The sequence below is a fragment of the Sphingomonas dokdonensis genome, assembly GCF_002197685.1.
Classification (GTDB): domain Bacteria; phylum Pseudomonadota; class Alphaproteobacteria; order Sphingomonadales; family Sphingomonadaceae; genus Sphingomonas; species Sphingomonas dokdonensis.
This window is the reverse complement of sequence record NZ_NBBI01000002.1, coordinates 99,389-124,691: the sequence shown is the minus strand read 5'-3', so window position 1 is coordinate 124,691 and position 25,303 is coordinate 99,389. Positions and strand designations below refer to the sequence as shown.

Genomic DNA, 25,303 nt, shown 5'->3' with positions numbered 1-25,303 from the left:
GCGCTCCCATGCATGTCGCCGCCGCACCGCCGTTGACCGAGACGCGCCCGGCGAGCGACCGGGCCGAGCTGGCGGCGCTTGTCCGATTGGCGGGGCCGCTGGTCGGGGCGAACCTCCTCCAGATGGCCGTTTATGCGATCGACGTCGTGTTCGTCGCGCGACTCGGCACGGTCGAGTTCGCCGCGGCGACTCTGGGCGTGTTTCTCTACAGCCTGGTCATGTGGGCGCTGATGAGCATGGCGACCGCCTGCGCGCCGATCATCGCGGCGGAGCTTGGCCGTCGGCGCCACTCGGTGCGCGAGGTCCGCCGCTCGTTCCGCATGGCGCTGTGGCTGGCCGGCTTTTCGGCGCTCCCGTTCGGGGCGGCGCTGATGGCGGGTGAGCCGATCCTGCTCGCCGCCGGACAGGATCCGCAGGTTGCCGCGCGCGCGGGCGATTTCCTGGCCATCATCGTCTGGGCGCTGCCCGCCTCGTTGTTTGCGGCGGTGATGCGCACGGTTGCCGCCACGCTTGGCCGGCCCGGCTGGGCGATGGGGGTCACCGCCATGGCCGTTGGGCTGGCGCTGGTGGCGAACTGGGCCTTGGTGTTCGGCAATCTCGGCTTTCCGGCGCTGGGGTTGGAGGGCTCCGCCTGGGCGAGCGTGATCGTCAGCGTGGCGATGATGGTGGCGTATCTCGCCATCCTGCTGCTCGATCCGGTGCTGCGGCGCTGGCGGCTGTTCGGCCGCTGGTGGCGCACCGAATGGCCCCGCATGATCGAGATCCTGCGGCTCGGCATCCCGATCTCGCTCGCCGTGACCATGGAAAGTGCGCTGTTCGGCGGGGCGGCGGTACTGATGGGGCTGATCGGCGTGACCGAGGTCGCCGCGCACGCCATCGCGCTCAACATCGCCGCGCTCGCCTTTCAGGTGCCGCTCGGCGTGGCGCAGGCGGCCACGATCCGCGTCGGCATGGGCTATGGCGCAAGGGACGCGGCGTGGGTCGCCCGTGCGGGGCGGGTCGCGCTGATCGTCGGCATCGGCTTCATGCTGGTGACGGCGGGGCTGATGTGGGCGATCCCGCGCACGCTGATCGGCATCTATATCGATGTGGACGTGGCGAGCGAGGCGGCGGTGGTCGCGCTGGCAACGCGATTGCTCATGGTAGGCGCGGTATTCCAGCTGGTCGACGGGGCGCAGGCGGTGGCGGCCGGGGTGCTGCGCGGCCTGCAGGATACGCGCGTGCCGATGCTGATTGCGCTGTTCGGCTATTGGGTGGTCGGCTTCGGCGCGTCCGTGCTGTTCGGGTTCTACACTGGTGGGGGCGCGGTGGGGATCTGGATCGGGCTTGCGGTCGGATTGCTCGTTGTGTCCGCCCTGCTGCTGTGGCGCTGGCGCGCGCGCGAACGGCTCGGCCTCGTTCCACGCACGATCTGACGAACGGTTCCGCTTTTTTGTGCGGACCACCCGTTGACGCTGTGCGGCACCAGACACATATGGCCCGTGCTGGCACTCGATTCAGTCGAGTGCCAAAAAACAGTCACACCGCTCAAAAGAGGGTAACAGCCATGAACTTTCGTCCGCTGCACGACCGCGTGCTCGTGCGCCGCGTCGAGGCCGAGGAAAAGACTGCCGGCGGGATCATCATTCCCGACACCGCCAAGGAAAAGCCGCAGGAGGGCGAGGTTGTCGCCGCCGGTGCCGGCGCCAAGTCGGAAGACGGCAAGGTCAGCCCGCTCGACGTAAAGGCCGGTGACCGCATCCTGTTCGGCAAGTGGTCGGGCACCGAGGTCAAGGTGAACGGCGAAGACCTGCTCATCATGAAGGAATCGGACATCCTCGGCATCCTCGCCTGAGATTTCGTTCGATCTCCTCAACTTTCTCAACATTCGCGAATTGAAAGGGTAGCCACATGGCAGCCAAGGACGTGAAATTCGGCCGCGACGCACGCGAGCGCATCCTCAAGGGTGTCGACATTCTCGCCGACGCGGTGAAGGTGACGCTCGGCCCGAAGGGTCGCAACGTCGTGATCGACAAGAGCTTCGGCGCACCGCGCATCACCAAGGACGGCGTCACCGTCGCCAAGGAGATCGAGCTCAAGGACAAGTTCGAGAACATGGGCGCGCAGATGGTGCGCGAAGTGGCCTCGAAGACCAACGACATCGCCGGTGACGGCACCACCACCGCGACCGTTCTCGCCCAGGCGATCGTTCGCGAGGGCATGAAGTCGGTCGCCGCCGGCATGAACCCGATGGATCTGAAGCGCGGCATCGACATCGCCGTGACCAAGGTCGTGGAGGACGTGAAGGCCCGTTCGAAGCCGGTTGCCGGTTCGAGCGAAATCGCCCAGGTCGGCATCATCTCCGCAAACGGCGACAAGGAAGTCGGCGAGAAGATCGCGGAAGCGATGGAGAAGGTCGGCAAGGAAGGCGTGATCACCGTCGAAGAGGCGAAGGGTCTCGAATTCGAGCTCGACGTCGTCGAGGGCATGCAGTTCGACCGCGGCTATCTGTCGCCGTACTTCATCACCAACCCGGAAAAGATGTCGGTCGAGCTGAACGATCCGTACATCCTGATCCACGAGAAGAAGCTGTCGAACCTGCAGGCGATGCTCCCGATCCTGGAAGCCGTCGTTCAGTCGGGTCGTCCGCTCCTGATCATCGCCGAGGATATCGAGGGCGAGGCTCTGGCCACGCTCGTCGTCAACAAGCTGCGCGGCGGCCTAAAGGTCGCAGCGGTCAAGGCACCGGGCTTCGGCGATCGTCGCAAGGCGATGCTCGAGGACATCGCAATCCTGACCAAGGGCGAAGTGATCAGCGAGGATCTCGGCATCAAGCTCGAGACCGTCACGCTGGGCATGCTCGGCACCGCCAAGCGCGTGTCGATCGACAAGGACAACACCACCATCGTCGACGGTGCGGGTGAAGCCGATTCGATCAAGGGCCGCACCGAAGCGATCCGTCAGCAGATCGAGGTCACGACCTCGGACTATGACCGTGAGAAGCTGCAGGAGCGTCTCGCCAAGCTCGCTGGCGGCGTTGCGGTGATCAAGGTCGGTGGTGCGACCGAGGTCGAGGTGAAGGAGCGCAAGGACCGCGTCGACGACGCGCTGCACGCGACCCGCGCTGCCGTCGAAGAAGGCATCGTCCCGGGCGGCGGCACCGCGCTGCTGTACGCGACCAAGTCGCTGCAGGGCATGACCGGTGCCAACGAGGACCAGACCCGCGGTATCGACATCGTTCGCAAGTCGCTGACCGCGCTGGTGCGCCAGATCGCCCAGAACGCCGGCCATGACGGTGCGGTGGTTTCGGGCAAGCTGCTCGACCAGGACGACACCTCGTTCGGCTTCAACGCATCGACCGACGTGTACGAGAACCTGGTATCGGCCGGCGTGATCGACCCGACCAAGGTCGTGCGCACCGCGCTGCAGAACGCCGCATCGGTGGCGGGTCTCCTCATCACCACCGAGGCGACCGTTTCCGAGCTGCCGGAAGACAAGCCCGCGATGCCGGCGATGCCGGGCGGCGGCATGGGCGGCATGGACTTCTGATTTCGGACGGGCGCAGCACCAGCTGCGCCCGACACGAAATCAGATCGGCCAGCGGGTTGGCGCCAGCCAATCCCGTCTGACGCCCAGCAGCGGCTCCGCCGCTGCGCTGATCAGAAAAGAGGACCGGGTGCCCCGCGCATCCGGTCCTTTTCTGTGTTCGCCTCATGCGCGCCGATCAACGCCGCTTGGCGCATCGGCCGCGCGCCCCTATCTGCCGCCTCCATGGCTGCTCCAATCCTAGCATATGAAGACCTCGGCCTCGTTCAGGGCGCCGGCTGGCTGTTTCGCCATCTGAACTTCTACGTCGGCCCGCGCGATCGCCTGGCGCTGATCGGTCGCAACGGCGCCGGCAAGACCACGCTGCTGAAGCTGATCGCCGGCACGGTAGACGCCGACGAGGGCCGGCGCACGATCGTACCGGGCACCCGCGTCGTCCTGCTGGAGCAGGACCCGAATCTCGCCGGCTTTGCGACGCTGGCCGATTACGTCATGTCCGGCAGCGACGCCCCGCAGCATTTCGAGGCGGAGGCGATCGCCGACCAGCTCGGCATCGACCTCACGCGCGAAGCCGCGACCGCATCGGGCGGCGAACGGCGCCGCGCGGCGATCGTGCGCGCATTGGCGCAGGACCCTGACGTGCTGCTGCTCGACGAGCCGACCAACCACCTCGACATCGGCGCGATCGAGTGGCTGGAGGAGTGGCTGGGGCGCTTCCGCGGCGCATTCGTGGTGATCAGCCACGACCGCACGTTCCTGACGCGGCTAACCAAGCAGACCCTGTGGCTCGACCGTGGGAACATGCGGCGCGCCGAGGTCGGCTTTGGTGGATTCGATGCCTGGACCGAACAGGTCTATGCCGAGGAGGAACGCGCGGCCGAGAAGCTCGACGCCAAGCTGAAGATCGAGGAGCATTGGCTCCAGCGCGGCGTGACGGGGCGGCGGCGGCGCAACCAGGGGCGCCTGTCCAAGCTGAAGGAGATGCGCGCCGAGCGTGCCGCGATGATCGGGCCGCAGGGCGCCGCGGCGCTGGCAATGGGCAGCGACGATAACAAGACGAAGGTCGTGATCGACACCGATCATGTCACCAAAAGCTATGACGGGCGCACGATCATCCGCGACCTGACGTTCCGCGTGACGCGCGGCGACCGGATCGGCATCGTCGGGCGCAACGGTGCGGGCAAGACCACCCTGCTGCGGCTGCTGACCGGGGAGCTGGCGCCCGACAGCGGCACGGTGAAGCTCGCCAAGACTCTGGACGGGATCGTGATCGATCAGCAGCGCAAGCTGATGGCGCCGGACAAGACGGTGCGCGAGGTGCTGGCGGATGGCGGCGACTGGATCGACGTGCTGGGCGCGAAGAAGCACATCCACGGCTATCTCAAGGAGTTCCTGTTCGACCCCAATCTGACCGAGGCGAAGGTCGGGACGCTATCGGGCGGGGAGCGGTCACGGCTGTTGCTGGCGCGGGAATTTGCGCGGCATTCCAACCTGTTGGTGCTCGACGAGCCGACCAACGATCTGGATCTCGAAACGCTCGACCTCCTGCAGGAGGTGATTGCGGATTATGAGGGCACCGTGCTGATCGTCAGCCACGACCGTGACTTCCTCGACCGCACCGTCACCGTCACGCTGGGGCTCGACGGCTCGGGCAAGGTCGATGTGGTCGCCGGCGGCTATGAGGATTGGGAGCGCAAGCGGGCGCCGCAGGTGGAGCGCAAGGCGGCAAAGGCCGCTGCCGCGCCCCCTCCCCCGCCGGTGCAGGCCAGGACCAAGCTGAGCTACAAGGATCAGCGCGATTACGATCAGCTGCCCAAGAAGATCGAGCAGCTGGATGCGGCGATCGCGCGCGACGAGGGGTTGCTGGCCGATCCGGCGCTGTATGCGCGTGACCCGGCGACGTTCGACCGGCTGATGAAGGCGATCGCGGCGGCGCGCGATGAGAAGGAAACGGCGGAACTGCGCTGGCTCGAATTGGCCGAGATGGCAGAGGCGTTGGCCTAGAGGCGGCGCAAAATGGCCTCGATCGCAGCAGTGCCGGCCTTATAGCATTTTGCCCGCCCGGCCGGCGAGATCGACGACATATTGCCAGGCGACGCGGCCCGAGCGGCTGCCGCGCTTGGTCGCCCACAACAAAGCGTCCTGCGGATCGAAGGCGAGATCGTAGCGATCGGCATAGCCGCGCACGATGTCGAGATAGAGCGGCTGGTCGACGACGTGGAAGCCGAGGCTGAGGCCGAAGCGATCGGCGAGCGCGAGGTGATCGTCCACCGCGTCGCGCGGGTTGATCGCGCTCTCCTGCTCCTCGACGTTGCGCGGGATCAGGTGGCGGCGGTTGGAGGTGACGACGAGGCGCGCATTGGCGGGCCGCGCCTCCGCCCCGCCCTCCAGCAGCGAGCGGAGGGTGCGTGCGTCGGCAGCGGCGTCGAAGCCGAGATCGTCGAGGAACAGGACGAACGAGCGCACGACGCCAGCGATGGTGTCGAACAGCGCGGGCAGGCTGTCGAGGCGATCGGCGGTAACCTCGACCAGTGCGAGCCGGCCGCCCGCCGCCTGGATCGCGCCGACGCAGGATTTGACCAGCGCGGACTTGCCGGTGCCGCGCGCGCCCCACAGCAGGACGTCCTGCGCGGCGTGGCCCGCCGAAAGCCGTTCGAGATTGGCGAGCAGCGGCGCACGCTGCGCCTCCACCCCGCGCAGGAGATCGAGCGGCAGCGGCGCGAAGGCACGCGCGGCGACCAGCACGCCATCGCGCCAGACGTAGGCGGGGTGCGCCAGCGGATCGGCGGGCGCGGGCGGCGGTGGGGCGAGGCGCTCCAGCGCGGCGGCGATGCGGGCGAGATCGTCCATGCGCTGCTGCTAGGGTGGCGGCTGCCTGCCCGCAACCGCCGCACGTCGCTAGCTGCCGAGCAGGTTCAGCAGCGCGGTGGCGGAAGCGCGGTCGGGGAACGAGGGGTCACGCAGCGCGGCGGTGATCCGCTGGCGCGCCTCGGCGGCCCGGCCGGCGTCGGCGAGCGCCTGGCCGAGATGCCAGCTGATGCCGGCGTGATTGGGCGCGAGCGTTGCGGCCTTTTGCAGCACCTGCAGCGCCGCGCGCGTGTCGCCCTGTTCGTAGAGCGCCCAGCCGAATGCGTCGGTTGCGGCGGGGTTCAGCGGGGCGAGGCGGTAGGCGATGCGGGCGTGCGCCAGCCCGGTCTGTGGGTCGCCCGCGGCGGTGAGGGCGTAAGCGAGTTGCGCCTGGATCAGCGCATCGTTGGCGCCGATCGCGTCGTTCAGCCAGCCGAGCGTCTCGATCGCGGCGGGCCATTCACGCGCGGCAAGTTGCAGGTTCGCGAGCGCGCGGCGGGCGACGAGGCTTTGCGGGTTTTGCGACAGGTAGAGCGCCAGCGCGGCAGTGGCATCGCGCGGGCGGCCGGCGCGATTGGCCGCTTCGGCGAGGCGCAGCATGACGGGTGCATCGAAGCGCAGGTTGGCGGCCTGCTGGTAGCGGGCGAGCGCCGCGGCAAAGCGGCCCTGCGTCGCCGATACGTCGCCGGCGAGCAATTGCGCGTCGGGTGCGCCGGGCGAGGCGTTGGCGATCGCGGTGGCGCGCTCGGCGGCGAGATCGGCCTGTCCGGCATCGACGAGGCTGCGGGCATAGCCGACCGCGACGGTGGGATCGCCGGGCGCCCCGGCCACCGCGGCGGCGAGCGCCCCGGCGCTGCCGTCGCCGGCAAAGGGCTGCGGATCGGCGAGCGCCGGGCGCGCGGCGCGATCGAGAAAGCGCGCGGCCCAGTCACGCTCGCCGGTCGCCTCGAACGCACGGCCGGCGAGCGCCAGCGTGTAGCTGTCGGCGTCGGGGCGAACCGCGATCGGGCGCAGCGTGGCGAGCGCGCCCTTGGCATCGCCCGAGCGCAGCAAGGAGGCGCCGAGGAGGCGCCGCGCGACGAGGTTCATCGGCTGGCGCCCGACGACCTCGCGGAAGCTGACGACCGCCTGCTCGTAGCCGCCATCGGCATAGGCCAGCATGCCGGTGAGCAGCACGACGCCGGGCATCGAAAGGCCGGCGTCACCCATGCGGGCAAGCAAGGTGCGCGCGAGCTCGTTGTTGCCGGCGCGCGCCGCCATCACCGCCTGGAGATAGAGCGCTTGCGGGCTGGCCGGCCGGGCGGCGAGCGCGCGGCGGGTGGCGCTGAGCATGTCGGCATAGCGCCCCGCCTCGCCGGCGGTGGCGGCATATTGGATCAGCGCCGGGTGATAATAAGCGTCCTGCGCGAGCGCGCGTTCGAACCACGGCAAGGCGGCGAGCAGGCCATAGCGGCTGCGCACCACTTCTCCCGCCAGCACGATCGCATCGAGATTTGCAGGATCGAGCGCCACCGCGCGGCGGGCGGCCTGGTCGGCGCCGAGCACGTCGCCAGCGGCCAGGCGCACGCGCCCGAGATCGGCATAGGCCGCCGCATCGTTCGGGCGCCGCGCGATCACGGCCTGCAGCAGCGCGGTGCCGGCGGGCACGTCGCCCTTTGCCGCCATTGCGCGCGCGCGGACCCGTGCGGCGTAATCCTGGTAGGGCGCCGTGGCACGCGCCGCTTCGGCAAGGGCGCGATCTTCGTCGCCTTGGGCGAGATAGGCATCGGCAAACAATTGGTGGAGCCGCGTGTTCGGCATCCCCGCCGCGACCGCGCGATTGAGCGCACCCTCTGCCGCATCCCCGTCGCCAAGCAACAGATAGGCGCGGCCGAGCACGGCATTGGCGCGGGCGGCGTCCGGGCCTTCGCCAGCGGCGATCGCGTGATTGCGCGCGGCGCTGTAGTTGCCGCGCTTCAGTGCCGCGAGGCTGGCGACATATTCCTGCGCGGGATCGGGCCGCGCGGCGCGGCGCGCGACCAGCACGATGCCGGCCACCACCAAAGCGGCGAGCGCGAGCATCGCCCCGATGCGCGCGAGCCGCCAGCGGCGCTGGCGCACGGCATCGCTGATCGGGCGCGACCGCGTGCCGCGCCGCCGCCGCCCGCGCAGCAACGGATAGCGCCTGCCTGCGTCAGTCATGCAGATCGTAGCTTTTCAACAGGTCGTACAAGGTCGGGCGGCTGACGCCGAGCAGCCGGGCGGTTTGCGAGATATTGCCGTCCGCCCGCGCCAGCGCGTGACGGATCGCGCGGCGATCGGCGGCCTCGCGCGCGGCGCGCAGGTTCACGCCGTCGTCCTGCGCGGCGGCGAGATCGAGATCGGCGGCGGTGACCGACTTGCCGTCGGCCATGATCACCGCGCGCTTCACGCGGTTTTCCAGCTCGCGCACGTTGCCGGGCCAGTCATGCGCGTCGATGGCGGCGCGCGCGTCGGATGAAAGGCCGGATACGGCGGGGTTCATGCTGGCAGCGTAGCGCGTGACGAAGTGGCGGGCGAGCAATGCCGCATCACCCGGCCGCTCGGCCAGCGACGGGATGCGCACGACGATCTCGGCCAGCCGGTAATAGAGGTCCTCGCGAAACTCTCCGGCCGCCACCATCGCGTCGATGTCGCGGTGGGTGGCACAGACGATGCGCGTGTCGACCGGGATCGGGCGGCGACCGCCGATCCGCTCGATCACCCGCTCCTGCAGGAAGCGCAGCAGCTTCACCTGAAGCGGGAGCGGCACGTCGCCGATCTCGTCGAGGAAGAGCGTGCCGCCGGCGGCCTGCTCGATCTTCCCCTCGGTGGTCTTTACCGCGCCGGTGAAGGCGCCCTTTTCGTGGCCGAACAGCTCGCTTTCGAGCAGCGTTTCGGGAATCGCGGCGCAGTTGATCGCGACGAACGCGCCGCCGGCGCGGCGCGAGGCATCGTGCAGCCCGCGGGCGAGCAATTCCTTGCCCGTGCCGCTGGCGCCGAGCAGCATCACCGAGACGTCGGCGGGCGCGACCCGCTCAACGGTGCGCATGACCTTGATCATCTCGGGCGCGGCGGTGATCAGCCCGCCGAGCGCCGGTGCGGCACCGCGTGCGGCGAGGCGGCGGTTTTCGGCTTCGAGTTCGTGGACGTGAAAGGCGCGCGCGACGATGTGGCCGAGCGCGTCGATGTCGATCGGCTTCTGGTAGAAATCCCACGCGCCGTCGGCGATCGCCTGTATCGCGCTTTCGCGCGCGCCGTGGCCGGAGGCGACGATCACCTTGGTCTCAGGCTTCAGCGACAGGATGTCGGCGAGCGCGGCAAAGCCCTCCGTCGTGCCGTCGGGATCGGGCGGCAGGCCGAGATCGAGCGTGACGACGGCGGGTTCCTCCGCGCGGATCATGTCGATCGCGCTTGGCCGGTCGGCGGCGACGAGCACCTCATATCCCTCATACGCCCAGCGCAACTGGCGCTGGAGCCCGAGATCATCCTCCACGATCAGCAATTTGCGCAGGCCGGTCATGCCACCAGATCCATTCCTCTTGCAGCAGGCGCGGCGAGCGGCAGCGCGATGCGAAAGCTGGTGCCGGCGCCCTCGCGGCTCGTCACCGCGATGGTGCCGCCCATCCCCTCGGCAAGCTGGCGCGCCTCGAACGCGCCGAGGCCGAAGCCGCCCGGCTTGCCCGACACGAACGGGCGGAACAGCTGATCGCGGATGAAAGCGGGGCTCATGCCGCCGCCCTGATCGGTGACGGTGATGCTGGCCTCTCCATCCGCCGCCGCGACGTGCAATTGCACGGGGGCACCGGGCGCGCTTGCCTCCACCGCGTTCTGGACGAGGTGCGACAGCAAGGTCTCAAGTGCCGCGGGATCGGCCATGACATAAGCGTTCGCATCACCCGAAGCGGTGACCGGATGTTGCGCCCGGCGGCTGCTAGCGGCGCGTTGTGCCAGCTCCAGCAGCGACACGGCCACGGCCTTTTCGGCGCGCGCGGCGTGATGCTGCGACAGGCGGGCGAGCAGCGCGTTCATGCGGGCCGACGAATCGGTCAGCGTCGCCACCATGTCGGCGCGGAAGGCGGGATTGTCGGCGTGCCGCTCCGCATTGCGGGCGACCAGCGTCAACTGGCTGACCAGATTCTTCAGGTCATGCATGATAAAGGCGAAGCGACGGTTGAACTCGTCGAAGCGCTGCGCATCGGCGAGCGCGGCATGCGCGCGCGCCTCCGCAAGATAGCTTGCCGCCTGGCGGCCGGCGACGCCGAACAGGTCGAAATCCTCCCAGTCGAGCGCGCGGTCCATGAGCGGGCGGGCAAGAACGATCGCTCCGGCGAGCTCGCCGAGGTGGAGCAGCGGGACGACGACCCAGGCGGTGCTGTCGTCGCGCAGCCAGGCCGGCGCACAGGCGACGTCCGCCGGATCGGCCGTGCCTGCGCGCACCGCGTCGAGCTCGATGATGCGGCCCGTTGCGGCGAGATGGGCGAAGAGCGGCGCGTCGGGCTGATCGACGGCGGGCGCATCGGGCCAGTTCCACGCGGTCGCGGTGCCGTCGGGCAGCAGCAGGCGACCGCCGGGCGAGGCGGTGAAATCCGCCATCGCCTTGACGACACGCTCGGCGAGCGGCGTCGCGCCCTCGCCCGGCGCGCCGAGCGTTTCGGTGAAGCGCAGCCATTCGGTGCGATAATCGTAGCGGTGGCTGAACAGGTGCTTCGACACGAGCACGCGCGCCCAGGCCCGCGTCCATGGCGTCGACACCAAAGTGAGCAGCGCCGCGGTGGTGCCGAAGATCAGCGCCGTCTGCACGATCCGCGCGTAGCTGCCGCCGACCGAGCCGATCATCGCGGTCGCCAGCGCCGTCACCGCGACGTAGAGCGCCACCGCGACGGCGGCGAGCGACAGGAGCGCGAGCGTGCGCGAGGCCTGCATGGTGCGCCCCTCGCCGCGCTGCACGGCCAGGCCGAACAGCGGGGTGAGCGCCACCATCACCGCGCCGCGCAGGTCGATGAGCCCGGTGGGCCAGGCGCCGGTGAGCCGCGCGCTGGCAAAGATCAGCAGGTCCACCGCCCACATGATGCCGAGCGCGACGATCGCCATCCGCGCGCCGCCCGCATGCTGCCACACGCGGCCGTGACGCAGCCGGCTGACGAGGATCAGCGCGCCGGTGGCGGCGAGCATCTGCAGCAACAGCCGCGTGTCGAGCAGGATCGCCTCGACCGCTCGGCTGGTGACCGCGGCGGCGGCGATCGCCAGCACGCCGCTGCTGACCACGACCAGCGCCACGGTGACATAGACGGCGCGCAGCGATCGCGGGGCGGCATCCGCCGGATCGCGCCGGGCAAGCGCGTACATCAGCGACAGCCAGGCAAGGTTGCGCACGCTTTCCGCCAGCCGGGTCGCCACGTCGCGCGGATCGAGCCCGGCGACCGCAAGCGCCCAGAATGCGGTGGCGATCAGCCCGGCAAGGAACGGTCCGCGCGGCAGGGCACCACCGTGGCGCCGCTGGGTGAGCGCCAGCGTGCCGAACAGCAGCGCCGCCAGCGCATGGGTCCACAGCGTGATCGGTGCCGCGTTCACCGCGCGCCCGATGGCCAGAGCACCACCCGGAGCGTCTGGAGCAGGATCAGGAGGTCGAGGAAGGGCGAGTAATTCTTGGCATAATATAGATCATATTCCAGCTTGTGCCGGGCATCCTCGATCGACGCGCCATAGGGATAGTTGATCTGCGCCCAGCCGGTGATGCCGGGCTTCACCATGTGCCGCTCGGCATAATAAGGTAGCTGCTGTTCGAGCTCCTCGACGAATTGCGGGCGCTCGGGGCGCGGGCCGACGAAGCTCATCTCGCCCTTCAGCACGCTCCAGCATTGCGGCAGTTCGTCGATCCGCACCTTGCGGATGAAGCGGCCGATCCGCGTGACGCGCGGATCGCGCTCCAGCGCCCAGACCGCCTGCCCCGCGACCTCGGCATCCTGCCGCATCGAGCGCAGCTTGAGGATGTCGAACGGCTCGTTGAAGAGTCCAACGCGGCGCTGGCGGTAAAAGGCGGGGCCGCGGCTTTCGAGCTTGATCGCCAGCGCGGTGATGAGGATCACCGGCAACGCGAGGGCAAGCAACAGCCCGCTCGCCAGGATGTCGAACGCGCGCTTCGCCATCGCGGACAGCATGCGGCCCGAGGCGAAGCCGTCGGAGAAGATCAGCCAGGAGGGGTTCACGCTGGCAAGATCGATGCGGCCCGTCTCGCGCTCCAGAAAGGTCGAGAATTCGCTGACGTGGACGCCGGTCGTCTTGACGCGCAGCAGATCCTTGAGCGGCAGCGCATTGCGGCGCTCCTCGATCGCGAGCACCACCTCGGTCGCGCCATGTTCCACCACGAAGGCGGCGAGGTTGGGGATGGCCGAGCGGGGCACGGCATTGGGCACCTCGATCGACGGTTCGCCCATCGCGACATAGCCGGCGATCATGAAGCTGGCGCCGTTCGCCCGCTCCAGCCTGCCGAGCCGCGCCGCGCGCGCGCCGGCGCCGAGCACCACGATCCGGCGGCGAAACCGGTCGCCGCCCAGCATGCGGCGGAATAGGACGCGGGCCGCCACCAGGCCCACGATGGCAAAGAGCATCGCGTAGAACAGGCTCGATCGCCACAGGCTGACGGTCGGCAAGAAGAAATACAGGAGGCTGAGGAAGATGACGCCCAGCGACACCGCGACAATCAGCCGCATCACCGCCTGGCGCAGCGAGACCAGCACGTCCGCCTGATAGGCACCGACCGCCACCATCGCGATACCCAGCGGAATGGCAAAGGCAGCAAGCTGCGGCAGCCGGGTGGTGATCGCTTCCGGGATCATCTCTAGCTGCGCAGCACGCAGCAGCCAGCCACACTCGGCCGCGGCGAGCAGGATGACGAAATCGATCAGCCCGAGCAGGGCGACCGCATTCGGCACGTAGTGTTTGAATACTCTGATCATCGCCTGCGCTCGTCCCTATGGTGTAAGGGAAACCGACACGAGGGCTGTTGCAGGAAATGGCAAAGAAAGATTGAACGAGCCGTGGATCAAAAGCCGCTTACCGTGCATTAAGCCGGCGGGGATCTACCATTTTCCTGTTATTCGAACCGTTGCCCGGTCCATGAACCGTGGCTCAAGGAGCTTGCGCGCATGACGTCGATCGTTCCCGTGATCCTGTCCGGTGGCTCGGGTACGCGGCTGTGGCCGATGTCGACGCCCGAGCGGCCGAAGCAGATGCTGGCGCTGACCGCGGACCAGACCATGCTGCAACTGACCGCGGCGCGCGCCTGCGGCGAGCGGTTCGACGCGCCGATCGTCGTCGCGAACGCGCGCCACGCCACCATGATCGAGGATCAGCTCGCCGCGATCGGCTGCCGCCCGCAGGCGCTGATCCTGGAACCGATCGGTCGCAACACCGCGCCCGCGATCGCGCTTGCCGCGCTATGTGCGGTGGAGCCTGACGCGCCGCTGCTGGTGATGCCGTCGGACCATGTCATCGAAGACGTCGAGGCCTTCCGGGCGGCGGTCAACGCCGCGCTGCCGATGGTGGAGCAGGGCTGGCTGGTGACGTTCGGCATCACGCCCGATGCGCCCGAAACCGGCTATGGCTATATCAAGGTCGGCGAGGCGATCGAGCCGGGGGTGCACCGGGTCGACCGCTTCGTGGAAAAGCCGCCGCTTACGGTCGCCGAGGCGATGGTGGCGAGCGGCGATCATGCCTGGAACGGCGGCATCTTCCTGTTCCGCGCCGACGCGTTCCTCCATGCGCTGGCCCAGCACGAGCCGGACATGCTCGATGCGGTGCGCCGGTCGATCGCCGAGGGCGAGCGCGCCGGCACGCATGTCCGCCCCGCCACCCTCCCTTTCTCCGAAGCGGCCAATCAGTCGATCGATTATGCGGTGATGGAAAAGGCCGACAAGGTTGCGGTGGTGCCGGTCTCGATGGGCTGGAACGACGTGGGCAGCTGGGACGCGCTGCACGCGATCAGCAAGTGCGATCCGGCGGGCAATGCGATCGGCGGCGAGGTGATCGCGCTGGACACCAACAATTGCCTGGCGCGCAGCGATGGCGTGCGCATCGCCATGGTGGGCGTCAGCGACCTGATCGTGGTGGCGTCGGGCAACGACGTGCTGGTGCTGCCGCGCGGCCGCAGCCAGGAGGTGAAGGCGCTGCTGGAGGCGATGAAGAGCGCGGGCCAGCAAGGCGAGACGCCGGCGCAACTGGAGCGCGCGGTCAAAGACTGAGCGTCAGCGCCCCGTCGAGCGGGACGCTCGCCCATTGCCGCGTCAGCAGGTCCAGCTGCGCGCGGATCGCCTCGACCTCGGCCGGGGCGATGGCGGCGACCGGGTGGCCACGCGCGCCGCACGCATGTTCATAGGTGGCGATCAGATCGTCGACGGGCACGCGGCCGCCCCACATTTCGGCCTGAAAGGTCTCCACCAGGCGCTCGATCGCTTCCTCGTCAGCGGCGCCGGTGGTCGCGAACGCCGCGCTTTTGCCCTGCGCCACGAGCGCGAGGAAGCCGCGCGCGGCCAGCACGCTTTCCACCGCAAAATGAACCATGTCGTGCGGAATGATGCCCTGTTTCGGGCACGCGATCGATTCTCGCGTACCGTCGGCACGCACGATCGTCAGATCGTCGGACTTGCCGCCGCGCTTCGTGAAGGTGAGATCCATGACGACCTTGGCCGACGTAACGCGCTAGCGACGCTCAGGCCGACTCGCGATCGAGCAGCGCCGCAGGGTCGAGCCCAAGTAGCTCGATATAGGCGCGAATTCGGGGCCATTGCTGGCTGACGAAGGTCTCACGCTCGGACACGCGCAGTCGCTCCGCGGCGCCCGGCAACACGAACATGCCGACGCCGCGGCGCACCTCGACGTAGCCCTCGTCCTGGAACGACTGATACGCCTTCGCCACCGTCAGCGGGTTGGCGCCATGCTCCGCCGCGAGCGCGCGCACCGACGGCAATTGATCGCCGGCGCGGAAATCGCCGCGCAGGATTCCCGCCGCGATCGTGCCGCGAAGCCTGATATAGACCGGGCTGTCTTCGTTGCTCAGCGCTGTCATGCTGCCTTAATACAGCAAATGACAGCGGAGAACAGCCTGTAATGCGTGAGGAAGCGTTGCTGGCTGCGCCGGCACCGCCGCGCGATCAGTCCAGAATGTGCATCCAGAACGGCTCGCCGGCGAGGCTCTGCGAGCCGCGCAGCCGCTCCAGCGCGGCCTCGACGTGCGACTCGGGCGCCTCGTGGGTCACGATCACGACCAGCGCGGTGCCGTCCTCGGGCGCGGCACGCTGGATCAGGCTTTCGATCGACACGCCCGCGTCGCGCATCGCGGCGGCGATTTCCGCCAGCACGCCGACGCGATCCGCGAGCGTGAAGCGCAGATAAGCGCGGCCGCGCCGCTCGCCGGTGGGCGCTGGCGACGCCTCCGCCAGCGAAGCGACGGGCATGGCATAGGCCGGCCCGAACTCGCCGCGCGCAATGTCGATGAGGTCGGCCACGACTGCGCTGGCGGTCGGCCCGTCACCCGCGCCGGCGCCCTGGAACAGCAGGCGGCCGACGTAATTGCCGTCGACCACCACCGCGTTGGTCGAGCCGGTGACATGCGCCAGCGGATGATGCGTGGGCACCAGATGCGCGTGGACGCGCTGGAACAGGCCGCTCGCGCCCGCTTCCGCCACGCCGACGAGGCGCACGCGATAGCCGAGCGCCGCCGCCTCGGCGATGTCGGCCGCGATCACGTCGCGGATCCCGCTGACCGCCACGTCGCCGAACGCCGGCTTCATGCCGAAAGCGACCGAGGAAAGGATCGACAGCTTGTGCGCGGCATCCACGCCGTCGATGTCGAAACTGGGATCCGATTCGGCATAGCCCAGCGCCTGCGCCTCGGCGAGCACGTCCGCGAAGTCGCGCCCCTCCGCCTCCATCTTGCTCAGGATGAAATTGCAGGTGCCGTTGAGGATGCCGTAAACGCGGTCGATCGCGTTGGCCGCGGCGCCTTCGCGCAGGCCCTTGATCACCGGAATGCCGCCGGCGACCGCGGCCTCGAACTTCAGCGGCACCTTGGCGCCCTCGGCGGCGTTCGCGAGCTCCAGCCCGTGGTGCGCCAGCATCGCCTTGTTCGCGGTGACGAAGCCCTTGCCCGCCGCCAGCGTCGCGCGGGCGAGCGCCAGCGCCGGGCCGTCCGCGCCGCCGACCAGCTCGACCACGACATCGGCGTCGCACGCCGCGAGTGCGCTGGTGTCGTCGACCCATTCGAAGCCGCTGATGTCGACGCCGCGGTCCTTGCTGCGATCGCGGGCGGAGACGGCGACGATCTCGATCGGGCGGCCGGCGCGGCGCGTGATGAGCTCGCGGTTCTGCTGCAGCACGCGAATGACGCCGCCGCCCACCGTGCCAAGCCCCGCCAGTGCCACCCGCAATGCTGCCGTCATCGTCGCCCCCGTTGGTCGTCACAGCGCGACTAAGCGTTCGCCTGCGCCATGTCGACCATGTGGTGCACGGGCGCGGACCGACGGTGACGTGGGGTATTTTCGGTCTCTCCCCCTTTTCGGGGATGCGCAGGCGCCATCGAAGCTGCCATGCAAGCGGTGCGACCCAAGCCTGTGACCTACAGGCTACCTGCCCGGCCTCTTCTCAACGAAGCGGCCGGGCATATTTTTTTTGGTCGCGGCCGCGCCGACGGATCAGGCGGCCTTGGCGAACTCCGGCTGCTCCGGCTCGTTCGCGACGACCGGGTCGGGCTGAGCCGTAATGGCGGGCGTGGCAGGCGTGCGCTTGGCGGGGATCGCGAGGCGCGAGATCAGGACGATCGCGCCGAGCGCAAGATACGAGATCACGACGCCGACCGGCTGCACCACGAAGGCTGCGCCGAGCGCCAGGCGCAGCCACAGCGGGTTGAAGCCGAAATCGTTGCCCAGCGCATTGCAGATGCCGAGCAGATTGTCCTTGGCGTTGGTGGGCTTAGCGCTTTGCTGGGGGATGGCGGGCTGGGCGGTGGTCATGGTCTGGCTCCGGTCAATGGCGGCATGTGCCGCTTGATTGACGAACAGGTTGCAGCTTCCGTGCCAGACGGCGTGACACGCAATTTCAATGCTTTAGTGGTTCAGCGCCTTCGCCCGCACGCGACAGATCGGCACGGATCACCAGATAATAGCGCTTCGCGCCACCGCAACGGCAGCGCCGTGATAAAAAGCGGCGCACGCGAGGCGCGTCGGCGGGCGCGCTGCGACGCGCACCCGCACGGCCGTTCCTACATCAGCGCGAGAAGCTTGCTTATCTCGACAAAGGCGAAGCCGACCGAGCTGTCGGCGATGCCATAGGGCACGAACAGCTTGTCGTCCTGACGCATGGCGCCGCAGGTATAGACGACGTTGGGCACATAGCCCTCGCGATCCTGATCCGCCGCCGCCAGGATCGGCTCGCGCGTGCGACCCAGCACCTTGGAGGGATCGTTCTTGTCGAGCAGCGCGGCGCCGATCGAATATTTGCGCATCGGGCCGACGCCATGGGTGAGCAGCAGCCAGCCCTCGTCCACCTCGATCGGCGGCCCGCAATTGCCGATCTGCACCAGCTCCCACGGGAACACCGGCGTCAGGATCAGCTCGCCATCGTCCCAATGGTCGAGCCGGTCCGAGCGCAGCAGATACAGGTTCTCGCCGTCCTGCCGGCCGATCGAGAGATACTCGCCGTTCACCGTGCGCGGGAACAGCGCGATGCCCTTGTTGCGCGCGGCCGAGCCGGTCATCGGGACCAGATCGAACGAGCGGAAATCGCGGGTGCGCATCAGCTCGGACTGGATGCTGGCGCCGTTATAGGCGGTGTAGGTGCCGAGCCATTCGATCGAGCCGTCGTCGTGGGTGAAGTGGACGAGGCGCAGATCCTCCAGCCCCTTCGACTGCGCCTCCGTAATCGGGAAGATCACCGTGCCCGAAAGCGTCGAATCGCGGTTGCGGTGCACGGTGACCGGCCCAGTGGGCATGTCCTGCCCGTCCATCCCGCGCGTGTCGGCGGCGGTGGCGAAGGGCGGCTCGGGCGCGAGCGCGAGCTCATCATCGTCGGTGATGATGCCTTCGCGAAAGGCGACGGAGGAGATGTGCCCCTCCCCCACCGCGCGCAGGCTCATGACGATGCGCTGCGATCCCGGCGGCATCCCGGACTGGTCGGGATGCGGCACCGCGCTCGGGTTCATCAGCGCAGCGGCGGCATAGCTGTATTCGTGGCAGAAATAGGCACCGATCAGCTGGCGCTTTTCCTCACTGATGCCGCTGGCATCGAGACCGTGTACCTCGGCGATCTCCTCGTAGCGCGTCGTGAAGACGCGCCGGGTCTGCCAGTGGCGGGCCTCGAAGTCCTTGAGCACGGCCGACAGCTGCTCGTGCGCTTGCTGCGGCGTCATGGCGAGCACTTCGTCGATCATGCGCTGCGAACGGCTTTGCCCTTGGCCGTTCATCGCCGAACGGGCGATGTGAAAAGGGCGTACCACGACACGTGACGGATCGGCGTGAAGCCGGAGCCGGTGATTGAACAGGTCCAAGAAGAAGGCCTCGTATGGTCGTCCGGAAGTCGGCGCGCCGAGAAAGGCGTGGCTTACGCGACCGCGCGCCCCATCCCTGCCACGCCCTGCGCCTGCTTTGAAAGCCCAGAAATGGCGCAATTCGACAATTGAAGTGCCAAAATCGACTCGGCACCCTGGTTCCGGTTGAGCCCGGTCGGCATCAGGCCATCGAAACAGCCGCCATCCTGCAACGTCGCGAGCGGCAGATCGAGATCGTTCTGACCAAAATACCAGCCATAGGCGCGCTCGGCCTCTGTCCGCCATTTCGCGTCGCCGGTGGCGGCGTAAGCGGCACAGCATGCCTCAACGGTGGCCTGCGCCTCGAGTGGCTGCTGATCGAACGGCAGCGGCTCGCCATAGGGGCGACCGAAGCTTTCGGTGCCCACGGCGCGGAACCGCCCTTCCGGGCTTTTCTGCTGCTCGATGATCCAGTCGAGCGTTTCAAGACCGGCCGCCACCACGTCCGTGCGGCCGATCGCCTGACCGGCGCGGATCAGCGCTTCTGGCAGGCGGGCGTTGTCGTATGCGAGCACGATCTCGAACCACACCCAGTTCGGCCGGCGCGCGACATCGAGCAGCGCCATATGCTCGTCGGGGAAGCGCGACACGATCGAATGCGCGAGCTGGTGACCGGGCGACGCCTCGAGCATCGCCGCTGCGCCCAGCATCGCGAAGGACTGCGCGCGCGGGCTGCCGAGTTCGAAGGCGAGGCTCGCCGTCATGTCGAACATCATCACCGCCCAGTCGCGATGCTTGCGGCTGCGCGCGTCACGCGCGGTGACGCCCAGCGCCCACAAGGCGCGCCCGTTCGAATCCTCCGAACCGGCATCCTCGCACCAGGTGCGATCGAAGTTCATGAAGTTGCGGAAGCGCCGTTGATCGGGGTTCCAGGCATATTGCACGAAGGACGCGTAGATCGTCGTCCACTTGTCCCGCGCGACCTCGTCCAGATCCTCCATCGCGCTCATCAGGATCAGCGCGCGGGCATTGTCGTCGATGCAATAGCCGTGGCGGCGATCGGGCACCGAATAGATCGAATGCTGGAGCATGCCGGTGGCATCGCTCATCCGCTCCACGGCCGCCATGTCTGGCGCCTGCGGCTTGACCGTGCCGGCAGTGGGGATGCGCTGCGGGCGCCCGTCGATTATCGCGCTTATCTCGTTCATCGCTCGCTCCGCCACCCGTGACCATGTCATCGTCCGTCCACGCTCATAGGCACGCGCGGAAAGACGCGAACGATTGCGCTCGCTGCCGAGAAGATTGTTGATCTCGCGGGCGAACGCCGCGGCGTCGCGGAAATCGACCAGCACGCCATGCCCATCCGCCAGAATTTCGGTCGCATGGACATAGGGCGTGGAGATAACCGCCTTGCCCACGCCGACGGCGTAGGAAAGCGTGCCGCTCGTGATCTGAGCGGGATTCAGATACGGCGTGACATAGATGTCGGCCGCCTGGAGATAGTCGATCAGTTCGTCCTGCTCGACGAAGGCGTCGAGAAAGGCGATGTTGTTTTCGACACCCAGATCGCGGGCGAGCGCCTTCAGGCTGTCGCGATATTTCTCGCCTTCGTGCGCGACGAGATTGGGGTGCGTGGCGCCCAGGACGACGTACATCGCGCCCGGATTCTGCGCCACAACAGCCGGCATCGCCTCGATCACCGTCTCGATGCCCTTGCCCGGCGCGAGCAGGCCAAAGGTGAGGATCACGTCGCGGCCGGCCCAGCCGAAATTCGGCTTGAAAACAGCCGGGTCGGCGAACGGCCGATCGGGCACGCCATGCGGGATGTTGACGATCTGGCGCGGATTGATGCCGTGAACGCGCGTCAGGATCTCGCGCCCGCGCTCGGCCATCACGATGACCTTTGACGCACGGCGCAGCAGCGCCTCCATCACCGCCCGCTCCTGCACGCTCGGCTTTTCGAGCACGGTATGCAGCGTGACGATCAGCGGCAGGTTGGTACGGTCGAGCAGCGCCAAGATATGCTCGCCAGCAGCGCCGCCGTAGATACCATATTCGTGCTGGACCCAGATCGCCTCCGCGCCCGACGCCTCGATCGCGCGCGCGGTGGCGATATAGGCGGCGCGATCGTCCTGCGGGATCGTACCCGTGACGGCATCGGGGTAATCGTAGCGGCCGGGATGATCGTCCATCGCGTAAACGTCGACGGTGAGATCGGGATAGCGGGACTTCAGGGCATTGAACGTATCGGTCGTGAACGTCGCCAAGCCGCATTTGCGGGGCAGAAAGTTGCCGATCAGGGCAATATGCTTGACGTTATCTCGTGCGACCGCCTGGTTCATCCTCTTGTGCCTCTGCTACGGGAAACGCAGCGAGGGTTCACGCCGCGTTCACCGATACAACCGGATTGTTCGCAGTTGGTTGCGCCAATTTTTGCGCTGCAGCAAATAAAGATGCGTTTTCGCGATCAGCCGCGGCCGCGATACGACGGAACACCCTGATCGGGCAGCCACAGGTCGGCCGGCGGTGCACCGGTCTGCCAGAACACGTCGATCGGGATGCCACCGCGCGGATACCAATAGCCGCCGATGCGCAGCCATTCGGGCTTCATCTCCTCGGCCAGCCGCTCGCCGATGCCGACGGTGCAATCCTCGTGAAAGGCGGCATGGTTGCGGAAGCTGCCGAGAAACAGCTTGAGCGATTTGGATTCGACGATCGTGTCGCCCGGCACATAGTCGATCACCAGATGCGCGAAATCGGGCTGGCCGGTCACCGGGCAGAGCGAGGTGAATTCGGGCGAGACGAAGCGCACCAGATACTGGCGGCCGGGGCGCGGATTGGGAACATAATCGAGCACCGCTTCTTCCGGGCTGGCGGGAAGCGGGCTGTTCTGGCCGAGATGCAGTGTCATGCGGCGTCAGATAGGGGCGGCGGCGGCCAGTTGCCAGTTCGCGCGCGGCCCAGCTCGCCCGCAAGATTTCGACAAGCGGGGAATGGACGCTAAGAGATGGCCATGGATGCACTTGTCTCCGCCCAATGGCTCCTCGACGCAATCGGTGCGCGCGATCTGCGCATCGCCGATTGCAGCTGGTTCCTGCCCGGTGACGGGCGCGACGCGCGCGCCGACTATCTGGCGGCACACCTGCCGGGCGCGATTTTCCTCGATCTGGCCGAGATGGCGGACACCAGCACCAGCCTGCCGATGATGCTGCCCGGCCCGGAAAAGTTCGCCAGCCGGATGGGGCGACTGGGGCTGGGCGATGGCACGCGCATCGTGCTGTACGATCAATCGCCGCACCATACCGCCGCGCGCGGCTGGGCGATGCTGCGCAGCTTCGGCATCACCGATGTCGCGATCCTCGACGGCGGGCTGGACGCGTGGCGCGCGGCCGGCGGTGAGATCGCCACTGGGGAGGAAAGCCCCAAGCCGCGGCACATCACCCCGCGCGAACGCGGTGCGGCGATCCGCGATCTGGCACAGATGAAAGCGACGCAGGCGAGCGGCGACGCGCAGATCGTCGACGCGCGTTCGCCGAGCCGCTTTGCCGGTGCCGAGCCCGAGCCGCGCGCCGGCGTCACGCCCGGGCATATCCCCGGCTCCACCAACCTCCATTATGCGCGCTTCTTCCATCCCGACGGTACGTGGAAGCGCGGCGATGACCTGCGCGCCGTGTTCGAGAGCGCCGGCATCGACCTTGACCGCCCGATGGTGGCGACGTGCGGATCGGGCGTGACGGCGGCGGTGATCGCCTTTGCCGCGCACCTGTTAGGGCATGAGGTGCCGATCTACGACGGCAGCTGGGCCGAATGGGGCAGCGACCCTGCAACCCTCAAGGAGACGGGCGCATGAGCAAGGACCGGCCGATTGCCGATGCCACCCGCGTCGTCGCCGCGGGGCGGCGGGCGGAGTGGACGCAGGGCATCGTCAGCCCGCCGGTGTGGCGCGCCTCGACGCATCTTTACGGCTCGATCGCGGAACTGCGGGCCAATGGCGCGCGCGATACGCACCATCGCCTGTTCTACGGCCGGCGCGGCAGCCCGACGCAATGGAGCCTTGCCGATGCGCTGACCGAGCTGGAGCCGGGGGCGGAGGCGACGTTCCTCTATCCCTCGGGCGTGGCGGCGATCGCGGCGGCGCTGCTGAGCGTCCTCTCGCCCGGCGACGAGCTGCTGGTGCCCGATGCGGCATACGATCCGACACGATCGATGGCGACCGGGCTGCTCAAGCGCTTCGGCATTGGGCATCGGTTCTACGACCCGCTGATCGGCGCCGGCATCGCCGACCTGATCGGGCCGGACACCCGCGCGATTTTCATGGAAAGCCCCGGCAGCCTGACATTCGAGGTGCAGGACGTGCCGGCGATCGTCGCCGTGGCCAAGGCGCGCGGGATCACCACCCTGCTCGACAATACATGGGCCACGCCCCTGCGGTTTCGCGCGATCGAAAAGGGAGTCGATCTGGCGATCCTGGCGGGCACCAAATATGTCGTCGGCCATTCGGACGTGATGCTGGGCAGCGTCACCGCCGCGCCGTCGCACTGGCGGCGGCTGCGCGAGACGAGCTTTCAATTGGGGCAGGTGTCGAGCCCCGACGACGCATGGCTCGGCTCGCGCGGGCTGCGCACCATGGCGGTGCGCCTGAACCAGCATGAGCAAAGCGCCCTCAAGATCGCGCGCTGGCTCGAGACCCGCCCCGAGGTGGCGCGGGTGCTGCACCCGGCGCTACCCTCCTGCCCCGGGCATGACGTCTTCATGCGCGATTTCACCGGATCGACCGGCCTCTTCTCCTTCGTGCTGAACGGGGGCGACGAGGCGGCGCGCGCGGCGCTGATCGATGCGCTGGCGCATTTCGGCATCGGCTATTCGTGGGGCGGGTTCGAAAGCCTCGCGATCCCGGCCGATCCGGAGCGGCACCGTAGCGCTACGACGCCCGATTTCGCCGGACCGCTCGTCCGGCTTCAGATCGGGTTGGAGGATCCCGACGACCTGATCGCCGATCTCGCGAACGGCTTGCAGCGCTTCAGCGACGTGCGCGGATGATCGATCTCGAGCCTTGGCTCGCCTCGCACGGGCTGGCGCTGCCGTCGCGGTTCGACGCGCTGGAGATGGCGATCGCCGGCACGCTGATGGTGCTGTCGCTGGCGCTGGGCGTGCTGACGCAGCGCAAGCTGGGCGCGAAGGCAAGCGAGTGGTGGAAGAACCATGTCGCGCATCACGGCGAAGGTTTGTGGGAACGGATGCCCGCCATCCTGCGCCACGGCGCCGCCGCGCTGGCCGCCGCGATCGTCATGGCGGCCTATCCCTGGTCCGCCTGGGGTGGGCTGCCGATCGGCCTCGCGCTGGGCTGTGCCGGCGCGTTCGCCGCGCATCAGGTGCTGCGCGGGCTGGGCATTCCGCGCTGGGCGTCGTGGCTCGTTTCGGGGATCCTGTTCGTGGCGCTGTTCAGCCGCGCGGTTGGCGGGCTGGACGCGATCACCTCGACGCTCGACGGCGTGGGTGTCGATCTCGGGCGGCGGCGGCTGTCGCTGCTGGCAATCATCAGCGCGCTGCTGGCGATCGTGGTCATCGTCGCGGTGGTGCGGTTGGCCAATCGCATCGTCAGCCACACCATCGCGCAGACCAAGACGCTGGACGCTACGCAGAAGCTGCTCGGCCAGAAGCTGGCGACGATCGCGATCGTCATCGCGGCGTTCATGTTCTCGATCGACCTGCTCGGCATCGATCTCACCGCCTTTGCCGTCTTCTCCGGCGCGCTGGGCCTCGCTGTCGGCTTCGGTCTTCAGAAGACGGTCGGCAATCTGATCGCCGGGATCATCCTCCTCATGGATCGCTCGATCAAGCCGGGCGACGTCATCGTGGTGGGCGACAGCTTCGGCTGGGTGAACAAGATCGGCGTGCGTGCCGTCAGCGTGATCACGCGCGACGGCAAGGAGCATCTGATCCCGAACGAAAACCTGATGACGCAGGAGGTGGAGAATTGGTCCTTCTCCAACCGCAACGTGCGAGTGCGCATTCCGGTGAGCGTCGCCTATGATTGCGACCTGAAGCAGGCGCAGGAGCTGATGCTCGCCGCCGCCAAGGAATCGCCGCGCGTCCTGTCGAGCCCCACGCCCAATGTGTGGCTCACCAATTTCGGCAACGACGGGGTGGAGCACGAGATCCTTGCGTGGATCAGCGACCCGGAATCGGGCGTCGGCAACGTGCGCTCGGACGTACTCAATCGCTTGTGGTGGAAATTCAAGGGAGCGGGCGTGAACATCCCGTTCGCGCAGCGCGACATCTATGTGAAGAGCTGGCCCTCACCGCCGCCGGTCGCCGCGGCTGGCGCAGCGCCCGATCAGCCCAGCGACGCGCCCGCGGCGTGACCGACGGCGACGTCGCTAGCGTTTAGAGGAGCCGGGCTGGCGCGTGGAC

20 protein-coding genes are annotated in these 25,303 nt (G+C 68.2%); 8 read left to right on the top strand and 12 right to left on the bottom strand.

The genetic code is table 11. The features are described from left to right. Positions 1-8 precede the first annotated feature (8 nt). The 4 genes from SPDO_RS05475 (at position 9) to SPDO_RS05460 (ending at position 5,529) form a co-directional block, all read left to right on the top strand. Positions 9-1,415: an MATE family efflux transporter gene (locus tag SPDO_RS05475; protein WP_088366484.1), complete on the top strand. Its 1,407-nt coding sequence runs from the start codon at positions 9-11 to the stop codon at positions 1,413-1,415. A 131-nt stretch (positions 1,416-1,546) separates the two neighbouring features. Next, positions 1,547-1,834 carry a co-chaperone GroES gene (groES, locus tag SPDO_RS05470; protein ID WP_088366483.1) on the top strand — a complete coding sequence of 96 codons (288 nt, stop codon included), beginning with the start codon at positions 1,547-1,549 and terminating at the stop codon, positions 1,832-1,834. A 56-nt stretch (positions 1,835-1,890) separates the two neighbouring features. Beyond that, positions 1,891-3,528 (top strand): chaperonin GroEL, encoded by a 1,638-nt coding sequence (groL, locus tag SPDO_RS05465; protein ID WP_088366482.1) that lies wholly within the window; start codon positions 1,891-1,893, stop codon positions 3,526-3,528. 222 nt (positions 3,529-3,750) lie between these two features. Beyond that, positions 3,751-5,529, top strand: coding sequence for an ABC-F family ATP-binding cassette domain-containing protein (locus SPDO_RS05460; protein ID WP_088366481.1), 1,779 nt, complete (start codon positions 3,751-3,753; stop codon positions 5,527-5,529). Positions 5,530-5,568: 39 nt separating this feature from the next. Here SPDO_RS05460 and SPDO_RS05455 read toward each other — a convergent pair whose 3' ends face one another. Genes SPDO_RS05455 through SPDO_RS05435 form a run of 5 tightly spaced genes read right to left on the bottom strand, consistent with a single transcriptional unit; the run spans position 5,569 to position 13,328 of the window. Beyond that, complete coding sequence (locus tag SPDO_RS05455; protein WP_088366480.1) at positions 5,569-6,375, bottom strand: ATP-binding protein; 807 nt, start codon at positions 6,373-6,375, stop codon at positions 5,569-5,571. A gap of 48 nt (positions 6,376-6,423) precedes the next feature. Then, the gene (locus tag SPDO_RS05450; protein ID WP_088366479.1) at positions 6,424-8,553 is read right to left on the bottom strand and encodes a tetratricopeptide repeat protein; all 2,130 of its coding nucleotides are present in this window, start codon (positions 8,551-8,553) and stop codon (positions 6,424-6,426) included. Further along, positions 8,546-9,892 (bottom strand): PEP-CTERM-box response regulator transcription factor, encoded by a 1,347-nt coding sequence (prsR, locus tag SPDO_RS05445; RefSeq protein WP_088366478.1) that lies wholly within the window; start codon positions 9,890-9,892, stop codon positions 8,546-8,548. The genes SPDO_RS05450 and prsR overlap by 8 nt, the downstream gene beginning before the upstream one ends. After that, positions 9,889-11,943, bottom strand: a complete 2,055-nt coding sequence (prsK, locus tag SPDO_RS05440) for an XrtA/PEP-CTERM system histidine kinase PrsK (protein ID WP_245829214.1) — start codon at positions 11,941-11,943, stop codon at positions 9,889-9,891. Before prsK ends, prsR begins: the two co-directional genes overlap by 4 nt. Then, positions 11,940-13,328: a TIGR03013 family XrtA/PEP-CTERM system glycosyltransferase gene (locus tag SPDO_RS05435; RefSeq protein WP_088366476.1), complete on the bottom strand. Its 1,389-nt coding sequence runs from the start codon at positions 13,326-13,328 to the stop codon at positions 11,940-11,942. The genes prsK and SPDO_RS05435 overlap by 4 nt, the downstream gene beginning before the upstream one ends. 246 nt (positions 13,329-13,574) lie before the next feature. Between SPDO_RS05435 and SPDO_RS05430 the strand changes: the two genes are divergently transcribed. Then, positions 13,575-14,612 carry a mannose-1-phosphate guanylyltransferase gene (locus SPDO_RS05430; protein ID WP_245829297.1) on the top strand — a complete coding sequence of 346 codons (1,038 nt, stop codon included), beginning with the start codon at positions 13,575-13,577 and terminating at the stop codon, positions 14,610-14,612. Here the strand turns inward: SPDO_RS05430 and SPDO_RS05425 are convergent. From SPDO_RS05425 to queF, 7 genes are all read right to left on the bottom strand, one after another. Further along, entirely contained in the window at positions 14,602-15,045 is a 444-nt protein-coding gene (locus tag SPDO_RS05425) for a hypothetical protein (protein ID WP_088366474.1), read from the bottom strand. The genes SPDO_RS05430 and SPDO_RS05425 overlap by 11 nt on opposite strands. 34 nt (positions 15,046-15,079) lie before the next feature. After that, entirely contained in the window at positions 15,080-15,436 is a 357-nt protein-coding gene (locus tag SPDO_RS05420) for a GntR family transcriptional regulator (RefSeq protein WP_088366473.1), read from the bottom strand. Positions 15,437-15,521: 85 nt separating this feature from the next. Then, positions 15,522-16,808: a homoserine dehydrogenase gene (locus SPDO_RS05415; protein ID WP_088366472.1), complete on the bottom strand. Its 1,287-nt coding sequence runs from the start codon at positions 16,806-16,808 to the stop codon at positions 15,522-15,524. Between the two features lie 252 nt (positions 16,809-17,060). Next, positions 17,061-17,378, bottom strand: coding sequence for a PspC domain-containing protein (locus SPDO_RS05410; RefSeq protein WP_088366471.1), 318 nt, complete (start codon positions 17,376-17,378; stop codon positions 17,061-17,063). Between the two features lie 248 nt (positions 17,379-17,626). After that, positions 17,627-18,910, bottom strand: a complete 1,284-nt coding sequence (locus SPDO_RS05405; protein ID WP_088366470.1) for a glycoside hydrolase family 130 protein — start codon at positions 18,908-18,910, stop codon at positions 17,627-17,629. 53 nt (positions 18,911-18,963) lie between these two features. Beyond that, positions 18,964-21,231, bottom strand: a complete 2,268-nt coding sequence (locus SPDO_RS05400; RefSeq protein WP_088366469.1) for a glycosyltransferase family 4 protein — start codon at positions 21,229-21,231, stop codon at positions 18,964-18,966. Between the two features lie 125 nt (positions 21,232-21,356). Then, positions 21,357-21,800 carry a preQ(1) synthase gene (gene queF / locus SPDO_RS05395; RefSeq protein ID WP_088366468.1) on the bottom strand — a complete coding sequence of 148 codons (444 nt, stop codon included), beginning with the start codon at positions 21,798-21,800 and terminating at the stop codon, positions 21,357-21,359. A 102-nt stretch (positions 21,801-21,902) separates the two neighbouring features. On the opposite strand from queF, the gene SPDO_RS05390 reads away from it, so the two are divergent. Genes SPDO_RS05390 through SPDO_RS05380 form a run of 3 tightly spaced genes read left to right on the top strand, consistent with a single transcriptional unit; the run spans position 21,903 to position 25,254 of the window. Further along, positions 21,903-22,739, top strand: a complete 837-nt coding sequence (locus tag SPDO_RS05390) for a sulfurtransferase (RefSeq protein ID WP_088366993.1) — start codon at positions 21,903-21,905, stop codon at positions 22,737-22,739. Then, the gene (gene metC / locus SPDO_RS05385; RefSeq protein ID WP_088366467.1) at positions 22,736-23,929 is read left to right on the top strand and encodes a cystathionine beta-lyase; all 1,194 of its coding nucleotides are present in this window, start codon (positions 22,736-22,738) and stop codon (positions 23,927-23,929) included. Before SPDO_RS05390 ends, metC begins: the two co-directional genes overlap by 4 nt. Then, entirely contained in the window at positions 23,926-25,254 is a 1,329-nt protein-coding gene (locus SPDO_RS05380) for a mechanosensitive ion channel family protein (RefSeq protein WP_088366466.1), read from the top strand. The genes metC and SPDO_RS05380 overlap by 4 nt, the downstream gene beginning before the upstream one ends. The last annotated feature ends 49 nt before the right edge of the window (positions 25,255-25,303 follow it).

What these genes read in the sequence shown, in the direction of transcription:
- SPDO_RS05460 (WP_088366481.1), top strand. Translation starts at nt 3,751, where the DNA reads ATGGCTGCTCCAATCCTAGCATATGAAGACCTCGGCCTCGTTCAGGGC.
- SPDO_RS05410 (WP_088366471.1), bottom strand. Translation starts at nt 17,378, where the DNA reads ATGACCACCGCCCAGCCCGCCATCCCCCAGCAAAGCGCTAAGCCCACC.
- SPDO_RS05390 (WP_088366993.1), top strand. Translation starts at nt 21,903, where the DNA reads ATGGATGCACTTGTCTCCGCCCAATGGCTCCTCGACGCAATCGGTGCG.
- SPDO_RS05380 (WP_088366466.1), top strand. Translation starts at nt 23,926, where the DNA reads ATGATCGATCTCGAGCCTTGGCTCGCCTCGCACGGGCTGGCGCTGCCG.
- SPDO_RS05415 (WP_088366472.1), bottom strand. Translation starts at nt 16,808, where the DNA reads ATGACGGCAGCATTGCGGGTGGCACTGGCGGGGCTTGGCACGGTGGGC.
- SPDO_RS05450 (WP_088366479.1), bottom strand. Translation starts at nt 8,553, where the DNA reads ATGACTGACGCAGGCAGGCGCTATCCGTTGCTGCGCGGGCGGCGGCGG.
- groL (WP_088366482.1), top strand. Translation starts at nt 1,891, where the DNA reads ATGGCAGCCAAGGACGTGAAATTCGGCCGCGACGCACGCGAGCGCATC.
- groES (WP_088366483.1), top strand. Translation starts at nt 1,547, where the DNA reads ATGAACTTTCGTCCGCTGCACGACCGCGTGCTCGTGCGCCGCGTCGAG.
- prsR (WP_088366478.1), bottom strand. Translation starts at nt 9,892, where the DNA reads ATGACCGGCCTGCGCAAATTGCTGATCGTGGAGGATGATCTCGGGCTC.
- queF (WP_088366468.1), bottom strand. Translation starts at nt 21,800, where the DNA reads ATGACACTGCATCTCGGCCAGAACAGCCCGCTTCCCGCCAGCCCGGAA.
- metC (WP_088366467.1), top strand. Translation starts at nt 22,736, where the DNA reads ATGAGCAAGGACCGGCCGATTGCCGATGCCACCCGCGTCGTCGCCGCG.
- SPDO_RS05455 (WP_088366480.1), bottom strand. Translation starts at nt 6,375, where the DNA reads ATGGACGATCTCGCCCGCATCGCCGCCGCGCTGGAGCGCCTCGCCCCA.
- SPDO_RS05420 (WP_088366473.1), bottom strand. Translation starts at nt 15,436, where the DNA reads ATGACAGCGCTGAGCAACGAAGACAGCCCGGTCTATATCAGGCTTCGC.
- SPDO_RS05475 (WP_088366484.1), top strand. Translation starts at nt 9, where the DNA reads ATGCATGTCGCCGCCGCACCGCCGTTGACCGAGACGCGCCCGGCGAGC.
- SPDO_RS05400 (WP_088366469.1), bottom strand. Translation starts at nt 21,231, where the DNA reads ATGAACCAGGCGGTCGCACGAGATAACGTCAAGCATATTGCCCTGATC.
- SPDO_RS05425 (WP_088366474.1), bottom strand. Translation starts at nt 15,045, where the DNA reads ATGGATCTCACCTTCACGAAGCGCGGCGGCAAGTCCGACGATCTGACG.
- SPDO_RS05435 (WP_088366476.1), bottom strand. Translation starts at nt 13,328, where the DNA reads ATGATCAGAGTATTCAAACACTACGTGCCGAATGCGGTCGCCCTGCTC.
- SPDO_RS05430 (WP_245829297.1), top strand. Translation starts at nt 13,575, where the DNA reads ATGTCGACGCCCGAGCGGCCGAAGCAGATGCTGGCGCTGACCGCGGAC.